Genomic DNA, 16,037 nt, shown 5'->3' with positions numbered 1-16,037 from the left:
TGGGGATTTTCGGCAGTGCAGCCGACTTCGCCGCGATCTCCGCGTTCTTCAACTTCGTCTTGCTGGGCATAACTGGTCCTCTGGGTCATGTTATGCCCCGAACACAAAATTCAGGACAGGCTCTTTGCGATTCCTCTGCGCCCTCTGCGTTCGGCTGTTAAGGTGTTTCAGGCCTCCTGCTTGAGCCGCAGCGTCATGAACTCCGCCTCGTAGTCCTTCGCCAGCTTCAGCTTCTGCGTCTCGCCGAGGACCTTGCCGGCCTGCGGGAAGAACTTCTGTTCCTCCTCGTCGAGGTGGTGCTCGATCTTGTCGCAGAGTTTCTGGCAGCACGCCTGCCATTCGGCCGCGTGCGGGTCCACCTGGTCGAGGTGTTCCACCATTTCGTCCATCTCGTGGTGTTCGGCGATGGCGTGCCGCGACAGGTCCACCGAGCGGTCGTGCTCGATCAGCGGCACGTAGAAGCAGCGCTCCTCCGCCGTCTCGTGCGCGTGCAGCTCGCGCTTCAGCTCCTCGAACACGTGCTGCCGCTCCTCGGTGGCGGGCTTGCTCGCCAGCAGGCGCGCGTAGAGTTCCCGTTGGGTGCGGTGGCTGACCAGCAGCGCCTGGAAGATGTTCATGGGGTCCATGCGGCCCATTGTTCCGTCGGCTCACGGACGAGCCTGTAGTCTGGGGGCGCTTGCCGGCGTCGGCTACGTCGCCAGCTCCGCACGCGCCAGGTCCACGTCCAGCCGCTCCATCGCATCGGCAGGCTGCAGCGCCGCGGCCTGCTCGTACAGGCGGGTCGCCTCCTTGAGCTTGCCGTCGCCTTCCAGCATCACGAGGCCGTTGGCGTACTCGATCAGGGCGATGGGCGAGTGCGGATGGAGGCGCAGCGCCTCCTGGAACATGCGCAGGCCGACGTCCTTCTTCGCGCCGTAGGTCATGCTGCCGATCAGGGAGCCGACCTTGTCGATCACCTCGGCGTGGAAGGCGCCCAGCGCGACGTGCGCATCGGCATGGCGCGGCTGCAGGCGGACCGTGTGCTCCAGCGCCTCCTTGACGCGGCTGCCCAGCCCCATTGCGAGCGCCTTGGCCACGCTGATGCCGTGGCTGTAGCGTCCGAGCGCGTAGGCCTGCCAGTACCAGGCGCCGGGGTCGTCCGGATGGGCCGCGGCCTGCTGCTCGGCGCGCTGCGCGGCCTCCTGGAACAGGGCGAGCCGCACCTTTTCCTTCTTCTCGAGGTAGTTCGCGTAGATGCAGGCCGCCTTGTTGGCGCAGGTGATGCCGCCGTCGCCGGCTTCCAGGCCGGCCTGCATGGCCTGCTGGAACTCGCCGTTGTGGAACAGCACCCAGGCCTGCAGAACCCGCGGATCGGCGGGCAAGGGCTCCGCATCGCCCGCGTGCAGGCGTTGCCACGCCTGGCTCACGCTGGCGGCGTCGTACTGGAATTCACCAAGGTGCGGGAAGGCCGTCCAGTGGGCCATCGTCGTCTCCCCGCCTGCGCTCAGCCTCCCGGTGCGTTCCCGGCGGCGTAGGCACCGGCGAGCTGCAGCAGGTGCGCCTGCTGCGCAGGTTCCAGATAGGGTACCAGCAGATGGAGCACGTGGTGGGCGCCGCGCAGCAAGGCCTGCTGCGCGCCCTCGGGCTCCAGCGCCCGGCGCGGGTCGCGCACGTACTCGTAGCTCAGCCAATAGGTGAGCAGCACCACCATGCTGGTCGCCGTCGCCTCGAGCTGGCGCGAATCGATGCCGACCGCGCCGCTGCGGCCCATGCCATCCAGCAGCGCGCGGATGGCGCGGGTCTTGTTCTTCAGCACGGCCTGGAATTCGGTTTCCAGCCGCCGGTTGCGCGAGAGCAGGTCGTTGAGGTCCCGGTACAGGAAGCGGTACTGCCAGATCAGCTCGAACAGCGTGTGCAGGAAGAACCAGGCGTCCTCCACGTCGCGCACGTCGCCGGCGGCATGGAGCAACTCACCGAGCGCCTTGTCGTAGCGGTCGAACAGCGAATTGATCAGCTCATCCTTCGCCGGGTAGTGATAGTAAAGATTGCCGGGGCTGATGCCCAGCTCGGACGAAATCAGGGTGGTCGACACGTTCGGCTCGCCGAAGCGATTGAACAGGTCGAGCGTCACTTCCAGGATGCGTTCGGCCGTGCGGCGCGGCGCTTTCTTCGTCATGGTCTCGCGCACTGCAATGTGGAATCCAGGTCGTCCAGCACGCTGCGAAGTCGGTCCAGCGCCGGGCCCAGGCGCGTGGACGGCGTCCCAGGGATCAGGAGGCGGCCGTCGTCGCGCAGCACGCCGGAACGCACGACGATCCCGTGGCGCGCCAGCGTGGGTTCGACTCGCGGCGCGTTGCCCCGCAGCCACGCGCGGGTGCGCTGGTACGCGTGTTCGGCGAGCGCGCGCCGCTGCGCGTAACCGAAGGGATGGGCCCGCTGCAGCACGGCGTCCTTCGCCTCCGGCTCCAGCAGCACGATGTCGGTGCCGGGATAGGCCCGCGCGTAGTGGCGCATCCCGAGCGCGAGGCGCGAATGGATCATGGTGCGGATGGTCTGCCCGAGCAGCGAGGGTAGCCCCCGCGCCGCCGCGCCGGGGAGCGCGAAGGGAACCAGGGGGTTGAGGCACAGCACGAGATCCATGCCGTCTTCGAGCGCCACCGAGGCGTGCAGCGTCTTGGTGAGCGCGCCGTCGACGAAGCGCCGGCCGTCGATCTCCACCGGCGGGAACAGGCCGGGCAGGGCGCAGGTGGCCTGCACCGCCCGCGAGACCGGCACGTGGTCCCAGCCGGGGCTGCCGAAGGCCACGGCCTCGCCGCGTTCGACGTCGGTGGCGACCAGCGTCAGGCGGCTCGCCAGTCGGCGGAAGTCGTTGCTGCGGCCTTCCCGCGAGAAGACCCGCGCCAGGCGGTCGTGGATCGGTTCCGAGGAGAAGACGCCTTCCGGCAGGGCCGCCGTCAGCGGCTCCAGCGCGTGCAGCAGGGCTTCGCGCCGCACGCCGGCGCGCCAGGCGCTGGCCGCCGCCAGCAGCGGCAGCCGCGCCGCGCCGCGCAGGAACGCGCCCCAGGCGGGCTTGGTGAGCCAGCGCGGGTCGAAGACATCGTCGGCCGCCCCGCGGTTCTCGATGAAGGCGGCACACAGCGCGCGCGGCGCGATGCCGTTGGCCAGACCCGCGGCGATGAAGCCGCCGGCCGAGACGCCCACGTAGTGGTCCAGCCGGGTGAGCTCGATCCCGCCCAGCGCCTCCTCCAGCGCGCAGAGGGCGCCGATCTCCCAGATCGCGCCCAGGGGCCCGCCGCCGGCGAGGGCGAGGGCGATGCGGGGGGGCCGGCTGTGGAGCCTGGGCGGCAGAGAAACGGGCCTGCGTTGGGCCTTCAAGGGGCTGGATGCTAGGCGCGGGAAGGGGTCAAGCCTGGCCGGCTTGACCCCTTCCCGCAACGACGCAGACGGCCCCTTGAAGGCCCAACCCTCCGGGCCGGGGCCTGGGAGCCTGCCAGCCGTCGTTGCGATCTCCTTGCGTACGTAAAGTACGCGGCGATCGACCGCGCCTAGGCTGTCAGGCTCCCAGGCCCCGGCGCAGGCCCGCTTCTCTGCCGCCCAGGCTCCCAGGCCCCGGTCCGCGTTCACTCGCTGGCGGCCTTGCGGGCCGACGCGCGCTTGCGCGCCGCCTTCACGGCCGGCCGCTGCGCCGCGCCCGTGCGGGCGGCCGTCTTGTGGGGGGGCCCCTTGCGGGCGCCCGTTTCGCCGCCCAGCGCCGCGACAGTGCGGTTCAGTTCCTCGATGCGCGCGACCAGTTCGTCGATCTCGCGCGAGGTGGGTACGCCCAGCTTCTTCAGCGCGCGCGCCACGCGTTCCTCGAAGATGGTTTCCAGCTTGTCCCACTGGCCCGAGGCCTTGTTGGACAGGTCCGTGGCCATCGAGGCCATGCGGCTGGTCGCATCCGTGAACTTCTCGCCGGCGGCGGCCTGCGTCTTCTTCTGGATGTCCAGGCCCTCCTTCACCAGCGCCTGGAACACCTTGCCGCCTTCCGCCTGGGCCTTCGAAAACGCGCCCAGGCCCGCCAGCCAGATCTGCTGCGCGGATTCCTTGACGGTGCCGGCCAGGTCGGGGCTGTCACCCGCGGCGGCGCTTTCCTCGCTGGCCTTCTTCAGCTTCGTGACCATTGCCTCTCCTTTGCGACACGCAGCGTGCCTTCGACAGCAACTTTAGCTCCGCCGGCCGGGATTTGTAGACCGGGCGCACTAATGCACAGGACCCAGGGGGAGGATGCACTTGCGGGCCGGGCTGATGCAGAATCCCCCCAAACAAGCATCCGGAAGGGGGGCTGCATGCACTACTTCGTGACGGGCGCCACCGGCTTCATCGGCAAGCGCCTGGTGAAGAAACTGCTCGAACGCAAGGGCGCCGTGGTGCACTTCCTGATCCGGCGCGAAAGCGAGGGCAAGGTCGAGGCCCTGCGCGAATGGTGGGGAGCGGGCCCGGCGCGCGCGATCCCCGTCTTCGGCGACCTCACGCAGAAGAAGCTGGGCGTCTCGCCGGAGCAGCAGAAGGAGCTCAAGGGCGAGGTGCAGCACGTCTACCACCTCGCGGCCGTCTACGACCTCGAGGCCGACGCCGAGAGCCAGGTGCAGGTGAACGTGGAGGGGACGCGCAACGCCGTGGAATTCGCGAAGGCGATCGCGGCCGGCCATTTCCACCACGTCTCCTCGATCGCCGCCGCGGGCCTCTACGAAGGCGTGTTCCGCGAGGACATGTTCGACGAAGCGGAGAACGTCGAACATCCCTACTTCCTGACCAAGCACGAGAGCGAGAAGATCGTGCGCGAGGAGTGCAAGGTCCCCTGGACGACCTATCGCCCGGCGATGGTGGTGGGCGACAGCCGCACCGGCGAGATGGACAAGGTCGACGGCCCCTACTACTTCTTCAAGCTGATCCAGCGCGTGCGGCAGCTGCTGCCGCCGTGGCTGCCCTCCATCGGCCTCGAAGGCGGACGCATCAACATCGTGCCGGTGGACTACGTCGTGGCTGCGCTCGACCACATCAGCCACCAGGACGCGATCGCGGGCCGCTGCTTCCACCTGGTGGACCCGCACGGCTACCGCGTCGGCGACGTGCTCGACATCTTCAGCCGCGCCGCGCATGGGCCGCGCATCGGCCTGTTCGTGAACGCGGCCCTGCTCGGGTTCATCCCGCGCGGGGTGAAGAAGAGCCTGCTGGCGCTGGCGCCGGTGCGCCGCATCCGCCATGCCGTGATGAAGGACCTGGGGCTGCCGGACGACATCCTCGAATTCGTCAACTACCCGACGCGCTTCGACGACCGGGAGGCGCGCGCGGCGCTCAAGGGCAGCGGCATCGCCTGCCCGGACCTGAAGGACTACGCGTGGCGCCTGTGGGACTACTGGGAGCGCCACCTCGACCCGGAACTGCACATCGACCGCTCGCTGCGGGGCACGGTCGGGGGAAAGGTGGTCCTGGTCACCGGCGGCTCCTCCGGCATCGGGCTGGCGGCCGCCCACAAGTTCGCGGAAGCGGGCGCGGTCACCCTCATCTGCGGCCGCGACCAGGACAAGCTGGACGAGGCCTGCCGCGAGGCGCAGGCGCGCGGCTACGAATTCGTCGCCTACCCGGCCGACCTTGCGGACAGCGCCGACTGCGACCGCTTCGTGCACCTGCTGCTGGAAAGGCACGGCGGCGTCGACTACCTGGTGAACAACGCCGGCCGCTCCATCCGCCGGGCCATCGAATCGAGCTACGACCGCTTCCACGATTTCGAGCGGACCATGCAGCTCAATTACTTCGGCGCGCTGCGCATCACTATGGGCCTGCTGCCCTCGATGGTGGCCCGCCGCAGCGGCCACGTGGTCAACGTCAGCTCGATCGGCGTGCTGACCAACGCCCCGCGCTTCTCCGCCTACGTGGCCTCCAAGGCGGCGCTCGACGCCTGGACGCGCTGCGCCGCCAGCGAGTTCCAGGACCAGGGCATCACCTTCACCACCATCAACATGCCGCTGGTGCGCACGCCGATGATCGCGCCCACCCGGATCTACAACAACGTGCCCACGCTGTCGCCGGACGAGGCGGCCTGCCTGGTGGCGCAGGCCTGCGTCGAAAAGCCGGTGCGCATCGCCACCCGGCTGGGCATGTTCGGCGGACTGCTGCACGCCCTGCTGCCGCGCGTGGCGCAGATCGGCATGAACACCACCTTCCGCATGTTTCCCGACTCCGCGGCGGCGGCCGGGGCGAAGGAGGGCAAGGCGCAGTTGTCGGCCGAAGCCATCGCCCTGCAGCAGATGTTGCGCGGGATTCACTTCTGAGGGGCTGCCCCGCGGGGAGGTGCCGGCGCTCCGGATGGGATAATCGCCCCCTCGCACGGGCCGCAGCCGCCGGCCCGGCAGAGGGAGCGCTCTTTCATGATTCTCGTGACCGGAGGGGCCGGCTTCATCGGCTCCAATTTCGTCCTGGACTGGGTCTCCGCCGTCGGTGAGCCGGTCGTCAACCTGGACAAGCTCACCTACGCCGGCAACCTCGAGAACCTGCGCTCGCTGCAAGGCGACGGCCGCCACCAGTTCGTGCAGGGCGACATCGGCGACGGCGCCCTGGTCGAATCGCTGCTGGCCCGGCACCGGCCGCGCGCGATCCTGAACTTCGCCGCCGAATCGCACGTGGACCGCTCGATCCACGCCCCGGGCACCTTCATCGAAACCAACGTGGTGGGCACGTTCCGGCTGCTGGAAGCGGTGCGCGCGTACTGGGGCGCCCTGCAGGGCGCCGAGCGGGAGGCGTTCCGCTTCCTGCACGTCTCGACCGACGAGGTCTACGGCTCGCTGGGCCCGCGCGATCCCGCCTTCACCGAGCAGCACCGTTACGAGCCCAACAGCCCCTATTCGGCCAGCAAGGCCGCCAGCGACCACCTGGTGCGGGCGTACCACCACACCTACGGGCTGCCGGTGCTCACAACCAACTGCTCCAACAACTACGGCCCGTACCACTTCCCCGAGAAGCTGATTCCGCTGATGATCGTCAACGCGCTGGCCGGCAAGCCGCTGCCGGTGTACGGAGACGGCCAGCAGGTGCGCGACTGGCTCTACGTGGGCGACCACTGCAGCGCGATCCGGCGCGTGCTGGAAGCGGGACGCACCGGCGAGACCTACAACGTCGGCGGCTGGAACGAGAAGGCCAACCTCGACGTGGTGCGCACCGTGTGTGCGCTGCTCGATGAACTCAAGCCGCGCGCCGGCGGCGGCAGCTACGGCGAGCAGGTCACCTTCGTGAAGGACCGCCCAGGCCACGATCGCCGCTATGCGATCGACGCCCGCAGGCTGGAACGCGAACTGGGCTGGAAGCCGGCGGAGACCTTCGAGACGGGCCTGCGCAAGACGGTGCAGTGGTACCTGGCGAACACCGCCTGGGTCGAGCACGTGCAGAGCGGCGCCTACCGCGAATGGATCGCGACGCAGTACGCGAGCGCCGCCTGAAGCCATGAAGATCCTGCTGTTCGGCGCCAATGGCCAGGTGGGTTGGGAGCTGCGCCGCAGCCTGGCGCCCCTGGGCGAGCTGGTCGCGCTCGGGTCCGCCGGCGAAGGCGCCCTGGCCGGCAACTTCCGCGAGCCCGCGGCCGTCGCGCAGACGGTGGAACGCGTGCGCCCGGACCTCGTCGTGAACGCGGCCGCCTACACCGCGGTCGACAAGGCGGAGAGCGAGCCCGGCGAGGCCCGCACTGTCAACGCGCTGGCCCCCGAGGCGATCGCCGCCGCGGCGCGCCGGATCGGCGCCCCCGTGGTCCACTACTCGACCGACTACGTCTTCGACGGCAGCGGCGAACGCCCCTGGCGAGAGGACGACGCCACCGGGCCGCTGAGCGTCTACGGCCGCACCAAGCTGGAGGGCGAGCAGCGCATCGCGGCCGCCCAGCCGCTGCACCTGATCCTGCGAACGAGTTGGGTCTACGCGGCGCGCGGCGGCAACTTCGCCAAGACCATGCTGCGCCTGGCGCGCGAGCGGGACCGTCTCACCGTGGTGGACGACCAGTTCGGCGCGCCGACCGGGGCCGAGCTGCTGGCGGACGTGACGGCGCATGCGATCCGCGCGCTGCTGCGCGAGCCAGGCCTGGCCGGCACCTACCACGTCGCCGCCGGTGGGGAGACCAGCTGGCATGGCTATGCCCGCTTCGTCCTGGCCCGGGCGCAGGCGCTGGGCGAGGCCCTGAAGGCCGGCCCGGAGGCGGTCGCGCCGGTGCCTGGCTCCGGGTTCCCGACCCCGGCGCGCCGACCGCATAATTCCCGGCTCGACACGGCGCGCTTGCGCGCGGCCTTCGGCCTGGAGCTCCCCGCGTGGGAAGAGGGCGTCGCCCGCATGCTTCACGAACTCCTGGAACGCTCATGACCCGACGCAAAGGCATCATCCTCGCCGGCGGCTCCGGCACGCGGCTGCATCCGGCCACGCTGGCCATCAGCAAGCAGCTGCTGCCGGTGTACGACAAGCCCATGGTGTACTACCCGCTCAGCACGCTGATGCTGGCGGGCATCCGCGAAGTGCTGGTGATCAGCACGCCGCAGGACACGCCGCGCTTCCAGCAGCTGCTGGGCGACGGCTCGCAGTGGGGCATGGACATCCGCTACGCGGTGCAGCCCAGCCCCGACGGCCTGGCGCAGGCCTTCCTCATCGGCGAGCAGTTCCTCGGCGGCGCGCCCAGCGCGCTCGTCCTGGGGGACAACATCTTCTACGGGCACGACCTGCAATCGCTGCTGCGCGCGGCCGACGCCCGCGAAGAAGGGGCGACGGTGTTCGCCTACCACGTGCAGGACCCGGAGCGCTATGGCGTGGTGGAGTTCGACGGCACGGGTCGCGCCATCAGCATCGAGGAGAAGCCTGCCCAGCCGCGCAGCCGCTACGCCGTGACGGGCCTCTATTTCTACGACCGGCAGGTCGTGGACATCGCGAAGTCGGTCAAGCCCAGCGCGCGCGGCGAGCTGGAGATCACCGCGGTCAACCAGGCCTACCTGGAACGGGGCGGGCTGTCCGTCACGATCATGCAGCGCGGCTACGCCTGGCTCGACACCGGGACGCACGAGAGCCTGCTGGAGGCCGGCCAGTTCATCGCCACGCTGGAGAACCGCCAGGGCCTCAAGGTCGCCTGCCCCGAAGAGATCGCCTGGCGCGGCGGGTTCATCGAGGATGCGCAACTGGAGCGCCTGGCCGAGCCGCTGAAGAAGAACGGCTACGGCAGGTACCTGCTGAACGTGCTTCGCGAAGGGAAGCAGGGGCGATGAAGGTCATCTCCACGGCCATTCCCGAGGTGCTGGTCCTCGAGCCCAAGGTGTTCGGGGACGCGCGCGGCTTCTTCCTCGAGAGCTTCAACCGCAAGGTGTTCCGCGAAGCCACCGGCGTGGAGGACGACTTCGTCCAGGACAACCACTCGCGCTCGGCCCGGGGCATTCTGCGGGGCCTGCACTACCAGATCCAGCAAACGCAGGGCAAGCTCGTGCGCGTCGTGCGCGGTGCCGTGTTCGACGTGGCGGTGGACGTGCGCCGCTCCTCCCCCACGTTCGGCAAGTGGGTGGGGGAAGTCCTGAGCGAGGAGAACCAGCGGCAGTTGTGGATTCCCAAAGGCTTTGCCCACGGCTTCCTGGTGCTGAGCGATGGCGCCGATTTTCTTTACAAAGCAACCGATTACTACGCGCCGGAGCACGAGCGCTGCATCGCTTGGAACGACCCCCAGATCGGGATCCAGTGGCCTCTCGAGGGCGAGCCGGTCCTGTCCGTGAAGGACCGGGCGGGGATGGCGCTTTCGGCGGCGGAGCCTTGGTGACCTGAGGTTTCGGGAAACACGGTCCAGTCTACAATCAGCGCCCGCGCAAACGTCGAGCGGGACGGATCCGCCGTCCGCCAAGCTGCACGCGTTTCCCACCGTCCGGGGCCCGACCAGAACCTTCCCGTATCGCGATGCTGCTGAGGAATACTTCCTGGAATCTGTTGGGTCTCGGTGCGCCACTCGTGGTGGCCGCATTCGCGATCCCTGCGCTGCTCGGGCAGCTCGGTCAGGAGCGCTTCGGCCTGCTCGCCCTGGTCTGGGGCTTGGTCAGCTACTTCGGCCTGTTCGACCTCGGTCTGGGCCGCGCCGTCACCCAGCAACTCGCCCGTTCCGACCCGCACGCGCCGGCCGACGGCGACGCAGGGCGCGTCCTGGGAACGGCGCTGGTGCTGATGCTGATCATCGGCCTCGCGGCCGCTGCGCTGATCGCCGTGTTTGCAGGCCCCGGCGTGGCCCTGATCGCTCGACTGACGGACCGCGCGGAAGCGGAGCGCGCGGTGTACTGGATGGCCGCGGCGATTCCCTTCATCGTGCTCACGGCGGGTCTTCGAGGCGCCCTGGAAGCCCGGCATGCCTTCGCGGTCGTGAACATGATCCGCGTCCCCATGGGTGTGTTCACGTATGCCGGGCCCTGGCTGGTGGTGATGGCCGTGGGACCGCGGATCGACTGGATCGCAGCCGTCCTGGGAATCGGGCGCGTGGTGGCGTGCGCGGTCCACTGGTACTTTGCCCTGCACAGGACGGGCGATGTGCGCGAACTCGCCTGGTCGAAGGCCCTCGTCAAGCCCCTGATCGGAACTGGCGGGTGGATGTCGGTGAGCAACGTGGCGGGGCCCCTGATGGCGAACGCGGACCGGTTCATTATCGGCGGGCTGGTCTCGGCGGCGGCCGTGGCTGCCTACGCGGTGCCCAACGAGATCGTGATGAAGCTGTGGGTGATCCCCGGGGCACTCACCGCCGTCCTGTTGCCCACGTTCGCAGCGAATGGATCGCGCGCCGACATCGACCTGCACCGCCTTTACGGGGACGCCGTCCGCGCGATGTTCGCGGTCCTGCTTCCCATCTGCGCGGCGCTGGCGCTCTTTGCCGACGAACTCCTGGGCTGGTGGCTGAGCGGCGAGATGGCGCACCAGAGTGCGCCGCTGCTGCGCCTTTTCGCGGCGGGCATGTTCCTCAATTGCCTGGCCACGATTCCCTACACCTTGCTGCAGGCCACGGGGAGGGCGCGGACGACGGCGCTCATTCATTGCGTGGAACTGCCGGTCACGCTGGTGTTGACGTGGTGGTTGACATCGCGCCATGGCGTCACGGGCGCGGCTGTCGCATGGCTGCTGCGCGCGACCTTCGATACGGCCGCGATGTTCTGGTTCGTGCGCGACGTCCTGAAGCCAGGGCGCAATCCCTGGGTGGCCGCCGACGGTTGGTGGCTGCTTTGCGCCGCGTTTGCCTGGGCGGGCCTGACGCTGCAGGGGACCGACCAGCGGGTATGGGTCTGGATCGCGGTGGTCGCGTTCGTGCTGCTGCTGGGACTGCGCCGGATGGCGCCGAGGATCCGCCGCCGCAGCCTCGCATCGAAGGGCGTCACGTGAGCGAGTTGCCTGACCCCTGCCTGCGAACCCCCTCCGCCCCCTGGTCGAACAGAGCAACCCCGGAATCCCGATGAGCCCCTTGCTGTCCGTCGCCGTCCCCACCCACAACAGGGCCCGGTACGCCATCCACGCGATCTCCTCGCTGCTGTCGATCGCCGATTCCCGGCTGGAGGTGGTCGTGACGGACACCAGCACCGACGACGTGCTGCAAGGGCTGCTCGAGCAGCATGGCCTGCTGTCGGATGCCCGCCTCAAGTACGTCCGGCCCGCGGAGCGGCTGGACATGACGGGAAACCACAACGCGGCCCTCTCCCTTGCGTCGGGCGAGTACGTCTGCCTGATCGGCGACGACGACACCATCAGCCCCCACGCTCTCGCTGCGGCCGAGTGGGCCGCCGCCCAGGGGATCGAAGTCATCGCGCCGAACGTCGTCGCGAACTACGTCTGGCCGGACTTCCGCTCGCGCGTCTACGGCCGGGGCCACGCGAGCCGCGTCTATTTCGCGCGGCACATGGGAGATGGCTGCTTCCACTCTGCCAGGACGGCCCTGGCCAATGCCTTGGCCGGGGCGGCGCAGGGGACGGACGGGCTGCCCAAGATCTACCACGGCATCGTCAAGCGTTCGCTGCTCGAGCAAGTGCGCACGCTGTCCGGCGCCTATTTCCATGGCTCCAGTCCCGACGTTTCGGGCGCCGTGGGACTCGCCGTGTGCGCCAGGAGCTTTCTCGTGGTCGATTACCCGCTGACCATTCCGGGTGCCTCCGGGGGCAGCAACACCGGGCGCAGCGCATTGAACAGCCACAAGGGCCGGCTCGACCAGGAGGAGCAGACCAAGGCCTTCGAACGGGCCGGCTGGGCTGCGGGCGTGCCGCGCTTCTTCTCCGTGGAAACGGTCTGGGCCCATGCGGCCCTGACGACCGTGTCCAGAATGGAGCCGGAACAGGTGCAGCGCTTCGCCTTCGATCGGCTGATCGCGCTCTGCCGCGTGCGTCACTCCGAATTCAGCAGGGAGATCGAGGAAGCCGTCCCCTTCGCCGTGGAGCGGATGCAACTGGATCCCGCCGCCTTCGAAAGGCGGGTCCGTGCCCAGGTGCGCAAGATCCGCCTCGAGGCCGCGGCAAAGTTCGTGCGACGCCTGCGGCATCCCTCGGCCGCAGGCGGCCGGTCCTATGTGGCCGGCCTCGAGACCGTCGCCGCCGCGCCGCAGGAGGTCCTGGCCTTCCTCCAGCAAAGGCAGATCAGCTGGGACAATGTGGTCCGCGGAGTCATGAACGGCGTTTGAGCCGCGCAGCCACATGGCTGCCAGCCCGCCCCGGGTGGAGCGCGGGCCGTGGAGCAGGCGGGACGACAGGACGAGCCAAGCCGTCGGCCGGGGGCCGACGTGGCGGTGCAATAGAGACGGAAATGAGTATCGGGGTCAGTGCATTCACGGTGGAGCGCGGGGCGCGGTCCGGCAGCGAGGCGGCCGGCGGCCGCGTCTTCCTGGGCGCCGCCGGAGTCCATTTCGGTGGCGGCCGGATTCTGCTGGAGGCGCTGGTGCACGCCATGGAAGGCACGCTCCAGGAGGCCTTGATCGACGAAAGAGTGCGTGGCGGCGTCGCGTTCCCGCGTGGAGCGCAGATCAATTTCGTGGGGCAGAGTCCTCTCGCGCGCTGCCTGGGCCTTTCTACCATGGCCGCCCGGATGACGCGGGCGGACGTTCTCTTCTGCTTCAACGGCCTGCCTCCCCTCGCGCGGCCCGCCGGGCGCGTGGTCAGCTACCTCCAGGCGTCGTACCTCATCGCGCGCGAACCGGGAGTGCGCTACGGGCTCGTGACGCGCGCGAGGATCGCTCTCGAGCGACTCTGGCTCCGAGCCGCCATCCGCAATTGCGACGAGATCTGGGTTCAGACGCCGAGCATGGCGCGCGCCGTGCTCGCCAGGATTCCCGGAGTGGACGTCCGCGTCGTCCCCGTGGTGGACGAGGAGCTTGCAAAGCTTCTCCCGGCACTCGAGAGGGACTCGGCGCAGGCAGTCGACTACGGGGCTTGCAGCTTCATCTTTCCCGCCGATGCCATGCCGCACAAGAACCATGCGCATCTGCTGCAGGCCTGGGCACTGCTCGCATCGCAGGGGCAGTTTCCGAAGCTGTACCTCACATTGAGGGAGCCGGAATTCGACGCGGTTCTCCGGTCGGCCGGTCTCGTCGCCGGGCAGATTCCGTCCGTGGAGAACCTGGGGCGGTTGCCGCGGCCGCAGGTCCTGAAGCAGATGCGCGCAAGCTCGGCACTGCTGTTTCCTTCGCGCACCGAATCCTTCGGCCTGCCGATGCTGGAAGCCCGCGCCCTGGGCGTGCCGGTGCTCGCAGCTGAACGCGATTTCGTGCGCGACGTGTGCGAGCCGGCGCAGACCTTCGACCCCGGCTCGCCCGTGTCCATTGCCGCGGCCGTGCGGCGTTTCGTGGAAGGCAGGGGCGCGCCGGAAACCCGTTACTACTCCGCAGCGGACCTCGTCCAGCGGCTCCTGTCTCGCACCGCGCCATGAAGATCCTGATCCTCAGCCAGCACTTCTGGCCGGAGCAGTTCCGCATCAGCGAACTGGCGCTCCACTTGCGAGATACGGGCTGCGAAGTCACGGTGCTCACCGGCAAGCCGAACTATCCCGAAGGCCGGGTCTATCCCGGCTACCGTGCCGGCGGCACGCAATGCGAGGAGTACGAAGGCGTCCCGGTGTTCCGCGTGCCGCTGGTTCCGCGCTCGAAGGGCGGCATCGTCTCGCTGGCCCTGAACTACTTCTCGTACATTCTCTCCGCCGCGGTCCTCGGCCCCTGGCTGCTGCGCGGGCGCGAGTTCGACGTGATCTTCGTGTACGGCACCTCGCCCATCCTGCAGGCGATCCCGGGGGTGGTGCTGCGCTGGCTCAAGCGTGCGCGCCTGGTCGTGTGGGTGCAGGACCTGTGGCCCGAGAGCATGCAGGCCGCCGGATTCATCCACAACCGCCGCATCCTGGATGCGGTGGCTTGCGTGGTGCGATGGATCTACCGGCGCTCCGACCTGCTGCTGGTGCAGTCCCACGCCTTCGCGCCCGCCGTGGCCCCGCTCGCGGGCGGCACGCCCGTCGAGTACTACCCGAACCCCGGCGAGAAGGTGTTCCACCAGGCCGACGAAGAGGAAGCCGCCGCCGCGCGCCTGCGCCTCGAGCCCGGCTTCAACGTGGTGTTCGCGGGCAACCTGGGCCGTGTGCAGGGGCTGGAGTGCATCCTCGACGCGGCGGAAATCCTGCGTGACCACCCCGACGTGCGCGTGGTCCTGGTGGGCAGCGGCCAGCGCAGCGAGTGGCTGAAGGAGCAGGTCGGCACGCGCAAGCTGCACAACGTGCAGTTGCCCGGTCGTTTCCCCGTGGAGGCGATGCCGGGCATCTTCGCGCAGGCTTCCGCGCTGCTTCTGACGCTCGCGCGCAATCCGGTCATGAGCCTGACGATCCCCAGCAAGCTGCAGGCGTACCTGGCCGCGGGCCGTCCGGTGATCGGTTCGCTGGATGGCGAAGGCGCGCGCGTCGTCGTGGAAGCGGGGGCCGGACTCGCCTGCCCCGCCGAAGATGCCCGCGCGCTGGCCGAAGCGGTACTGCGGCTGCGCGCTCTCGATGCCGCACAGCGTGAAGCAATGGGTCGCGCCGGACGGGAATATTACCTGGAGCACTTCGAGCCCACCAAACTGGCACATCGCCTCGCGGATCGTTTCGGGCAGTTGCAATAATCGCGGCCCATCAAGAACAAAATGGAACTCAGGAGGAATGTATGAAACTCCCAAGCCCGATGCGGGTGCTGGTGCTGGGAGCGGCCGGCATGCTGGGCAATGCCGTGCTGCGGGTGTTCGCAGGGAGCGAAGGCTTCGAGGCCCGGGGCACGGTGCGCTCGGCGGCGTCCGCGCGCCTGCTCCCTCCGGAGTTGCGCGAACATCTCGAAACAGGCGTTGACGTCGAAAATACGGACAGCCTGATGGGCGCGCTGGCTCGCGCCCGTCCCCACGTGGTCGTCAATTGCGTGGGAGTGGTCAAGCAGTTGGCCGAGGCGGACGACCCGCTCACGGCCATCCCCATCAACGCGTTGCTGCCGCACCGCCTGGCGCGCCTGTGCGCGGTGGCGAACGCACGGCTGGTGCACGTGAGCACCGATTGCGTGTTCTCCGGGGCGCGCGGCATGTACACCGAGGCCGATTTCCCCGACGCGAACGACCTGTACGGCCGCAGCAAGTACCTGGGCGAGGTGGATTACGACAATGCCGTCACGCTGCGCACTTCCATCATCGGCCACGAACTGGTCAGCGCGCACGGCCTGGTCGGCTGGTTCCTCTCGCAGCAGGGGCGGGTGAAGGGATTCCGGCGCGCCGTCTTCTCCGGGCTGCCCACGGTCGAGCTCGCACGGGTCATCCGCGACCACGTCCTGCCGCGTCCTGAACTGCGCGGCACCTGGCATGTCTCCGCCGACCCGATCAACAAGTACGAACTCCTGAAGCTGGTGGCCGAGGCGTACGGCAGGCCCGTCGCGATCGAGCCCGACGACGGCCTCGTGATCGACCGCTCGCTGGACTCGCGTCGCTTCCGCGAGACGACCGGCTACAACCCGCCTTCCTGGCCCGGGCTCGTGCGCTCCATGCGCGACTTCGGCTGAATTCGAACGGAAT

15 protein-coding genes are annotated in these 16,037 nt (G+C 69.1%); 10 read left to right on the top strand and 5 right to left on the bottom strand.

Annotated features, from left to right (window positions below):
* Nucleotides 1-167 precede the first annotated feature (167 nt).
* The 5 genes from JJ685_RS07980 to JJ685_RS07960 form a co-directional block, all read right to left on the bottom strand.
* Nucleotides 168-626: a hemerythrin domain-containing protein gene (locus JJ685_RS07980; protein ID WP_330901716.1), complete on the bottom strand. Its 459-nt coding sequence runs from the start codon at nucleotides 624-626 to the stop codon at nucleotides 168-170.
* A gap of 63 nt (nucleotides 627-689) precedes the next feature.
* A complete protein-coding gene (locus tag JJ685_RS07975; protein WP_201673637.1) occupies nucleotides 690-1,463 on the bottom strand; it encodes a tetratricopeptide repeat protein in 774 nt (257 codons plus the stop codon).
* Nucleotides 1,464-1,483: 20 nt separating this feature from the next.
* A complete protein-coding gene (locus JJ685_RS07970; protein ID WP_201673636.1) occupies nucleotides 1,484-2,155 on the bottom strand; it encodes a TetR/AcrR family transcriptional regulator in 672 nt (223 codons plus the stop codon).
* A complete protein-coding gene (locus JJ685_RS07965) occupies nucleotides 2,152-3,354 on the bottom strand; it encodes a patatin-like phospholipase family protein (RefSeq protein ID WP_236598706.1) in 1,203 nt (400 codons plus the stop codon). Before JJ685_RS07965 ends, JJ685_RS07970 begins: the two co-directional genes overlap by 4 nt.
* A gap of 245 nt (nucleotides 3,355-3,599) precedes the next feature.
* Nucleotides 3,600-4,139 (bottom strand): phasin family protein, encoded by a 540-nt coding sequence (locus tag JJ685_RS07960; RefSeq protein WP_201673635.1) that lies wholly within the window; start codon nucleotides 4,137-4,139, stop codon nucleotides 3,600-3,602.
* Between the two features lie 165 nt (nucleotides 4,140-4,304).
* Between JJ685_RS07960 and JJ685_RS07955 the strand changes: the two genes are divergently transcribed.
* The 10 genes from JJ685_RS07955 to JJ685_RS07910 all read left to right on the top strand — a co-directional run bounded on the left by JJ685_RS07955 (nucleotide 4,305) and on the right by JJ685_RS07910 (nucleotide 16,024).
* Nucleotides 4,305-6,290 carry an SDR family oxidoreductase gene (locus JJ685_RS07955; RefSeq protein ID WP_201673634.1) on the top strand — a complete coding sequence of 662 codons (1,986 nt, stop codon included), beginning with the start codon at nucleotides 4,305-4,307 and terminating at the stop codon, nucleotides 6,288-6,290.
* Nucleotides 6,291-6,386: 96 nt separating this feature from the next.
* Nucleotides 6,387-7,451, top strand: a complete 1,065-nt coding sequence (rfbB, locus tag JJ685_RS07950; protein WP_201673633.1) for a dTDP-glucose 4,6-dehydratase — start codon at nucleotides 6,387-6,389, stop codon at nucleotides 7,449-7,451.
* 4 nt (nucleotides 7,452-7,455) lie between these two features.
* Nucleotides 7,456-8,358: a dTDP-4-dehydrorhamnose reductase gene (gene rfbD / locus JJ685_RS07945; RefSeq protein ID WP_201673632.1), complete on the top strand. Its 903-nt coding sequence runs from the start codon at nucleotides 7,456-7,458 to the stop codon at nucleotides 8,356-8,358.
* Entirely contained in the window at nucleotides 8,355-9,245 is an 891-nt protein-coding gene (rfbA, locus tag JJ685_RS07940; RefSeq protein WP_201673631.1) for a glucose-1-phosphate thymidylyltransferase RfbA, read from the top strand. The genes rfbD and rfbA overlap by 4 nt, the downstream gene beginning before the upstream one ends.
* Nucleotides 9,242-9,784: a dTDP-4-dehydrorhamnose 3,5-epimerase gene (rfbC, locus tag JJ685_RS07935; protein WP_201673630.1), complete on the top strand. Its 543-nt coding sequence runs from the start codon at nucleotides 9,242-9,244 to the stop codon at nucleotides 9,782-9,784. The genes rfbA and rfbC overlap by 4 nt, the downstream gene beginning before the upstream one ends.
* A 134-nt stretch (nucleotides 9,785-9,918) precedes the next feature.
* Nucleotides 9,919-11,376, top strand: a complete 1,458-nt coding sequence (locus JJ685_RS07930) for a flippase (protein ID WP_201673629.1) — start codon at nucleotides 9,919-9,921, stop codon at nucleotides 11,374-11,376.
* A gap of 70 nt (nucleotides 11,377-11,446) precedes the next feature.
* Nucleotides 11,447-12,658: a glycosyltransferase family 2 protein gene (locus JJ685_RS07925; protein ID WP_201673628.1), complete on the top strand. Its 1,212-nt coding sequence runs from the start codon at nucleotides 11,447-11,449 to the stop codon at nucleotides 12,656-12,658.
* A gap of 122 nt (nucleotides 12,659-12,780) precedes the next feature.
* On the top strand, nucleotides 12,781-13,899 hold the full coding sequence (locus JJ685_RS07920) for a glycosyltransferase (protein ID WP_201673627.1): 1,119 nt from the start codon (nucleotides 12,781-12,783) through the stop codon (nucleotides 13,897-13,899).
* The gene (locus JJ685_RS07915; protein ID WP_201673626.1) at nucleotides 13,896-15,110 is read left to right on the top strand and encodes a glycosyltransferase family 4 protein; all 1,215 of its coding nucleotides are present in this window, start codon (nucleotides 13,896-13,898) and stop codon (nucleotides 15,108-15,110) included. The genes JJ685_RS07920 and JJ685_RS07915 overlap by 4 nt, the downstream gene beginning before the upstream one ends.
* A gap of 41 nt (nucleotides 15,111-15,151) precedes the next feature.
* The gene (locus JJ685_RS07910; RefSeq protein ID WP_236598705.1) at nucleotides 15,152-16,024 is read left to right on the top strand and encodes a dTDP-4-dehydrorhamnose reductase family protein; all 873 of its coding nucleotides are present in this window, start codon (nucleotides 15,152-15,154) and stop codon (nucleotides 16,022-16,024) included.
* Nucleotides 16,025-16,037 lie beyond the last annotated feature (13 nt).

The sequence above is a fragment of the Ramlibacter monticola genome, from assembly GCF_016722785.1.
In the GTDB taxonomy this organism is placed as follows: domain Bacteria; phylum Pseudomonadota; class Gammaproteobacteria; order Burkholderiales; family Burkholderiaceae_C; genus Ramlibacter; species Ramlibacter monticola.
This window is presented reverse-complemented; position numbering and strand designations above follow the sequence as displayed.

Excerpts from the sequence above, each read along its gene's own strand:
- JJ685_RS07980 (WP_330901716.1), bottom strand. The coding sequence starts at position 626 with ATGGACCCCATGAACATCTTCCAGGCGCTGCTGGTCAGCCACCGCACC.
- JJ685_RS07975 (WP_201673637.1), bottom strand. The coding sequence starts at position 1,463 with ATGGCCCACTGGACGGCCTTCCCGCACCTTGGTGAATTCCAGTACGAC.
- JJ685_RS07970 (WP_201673636.1), bottom strand. The coding sequence starts at position 2,155 with ATGACGAAGAAAGCGCCGCGCCGCACGGCCGAACGCATCCTGGAAGTG.
- JJ685_RS07960 (WP_201673635.1), bottom strand. The coding sequence starts at position 4,139 with ATGGTCACGAAGCTGAAGAAGGCCAGCGAGGAAAGCGCCGCCGCGGGT.
- JJ685_RS07955 (WP_201673634.1), top strand. The coding sequence starts at position 4,305 with ATGCACTACTTCGTGACGGGCGCCACCGGCTTCATCGGCAAGCGCCTG.
- rfbB (WP_201673633.1), top strand. The coding sequence starts at position 6,387 with ATGATTCTCGTGACCGGAGGGGCCGGCTTCATCGGCTCCAATTTCGTC.
- rfbD (WP_201673632.1), top strand. The coding sequence starts at position 7,456 with ATGAAGATCCTGCTGTTCGGCGCCAATGGCCAGGTGGGTTGGGAGCTG.
- rfbA (WP_201673631.1), top strand. The coding sequence starts at position 8,355 with ATGACCCGACGCAAAGGCATCATCCTCGCCGGCGGCTCCGGCACGCGG.
- rfbC (WP_201673630.1), top strand. The coding sequence starts at position 9,242 with ATGAAGGTCATCTCCACGGCCATTCCCGAGGTGCTGGTCCTCGAGCCC.
- JJ685_RS07930 (WP_201673629.1), top strand. The coding sequence starts at position 9,919 with ATGCTGCTGAGGAATACTTCCTGGAATCTGTTGGGTCTCGGTGCGCCA.
- JJ685_RS07925 (WP_201673628.1), top strand. The coding sequence starts at position 11,447 with ATGAGCCCCTTGCTGTCCGTCGCCGTCCCCACCCACAACAGGGCCCGG.
- JJ685_RS07920 (WP_201673627.1), top strand. The coding sequence starts at position 12,781 with ATGAGTATCGGGGTCAGTGCATTCACGGTGGAGCGCGGGGCGCGGTCC.
- JJ685_RS07915 (WP_201673626.1), top strand. The coding sequence starts at position 13,896 with ATGAAGATCCTGATCCTCAGCCAGCACTTCTGGCCGGAGCAGTTCCGC.
- JJ685_RS07910 (WP_236598705.1), top strand. The coding sequence starts at position 15,152 with ATGAAACTCCCAAGCCCGATGCGGGTGCTGGTGCTGGGAGCGGCCGGC.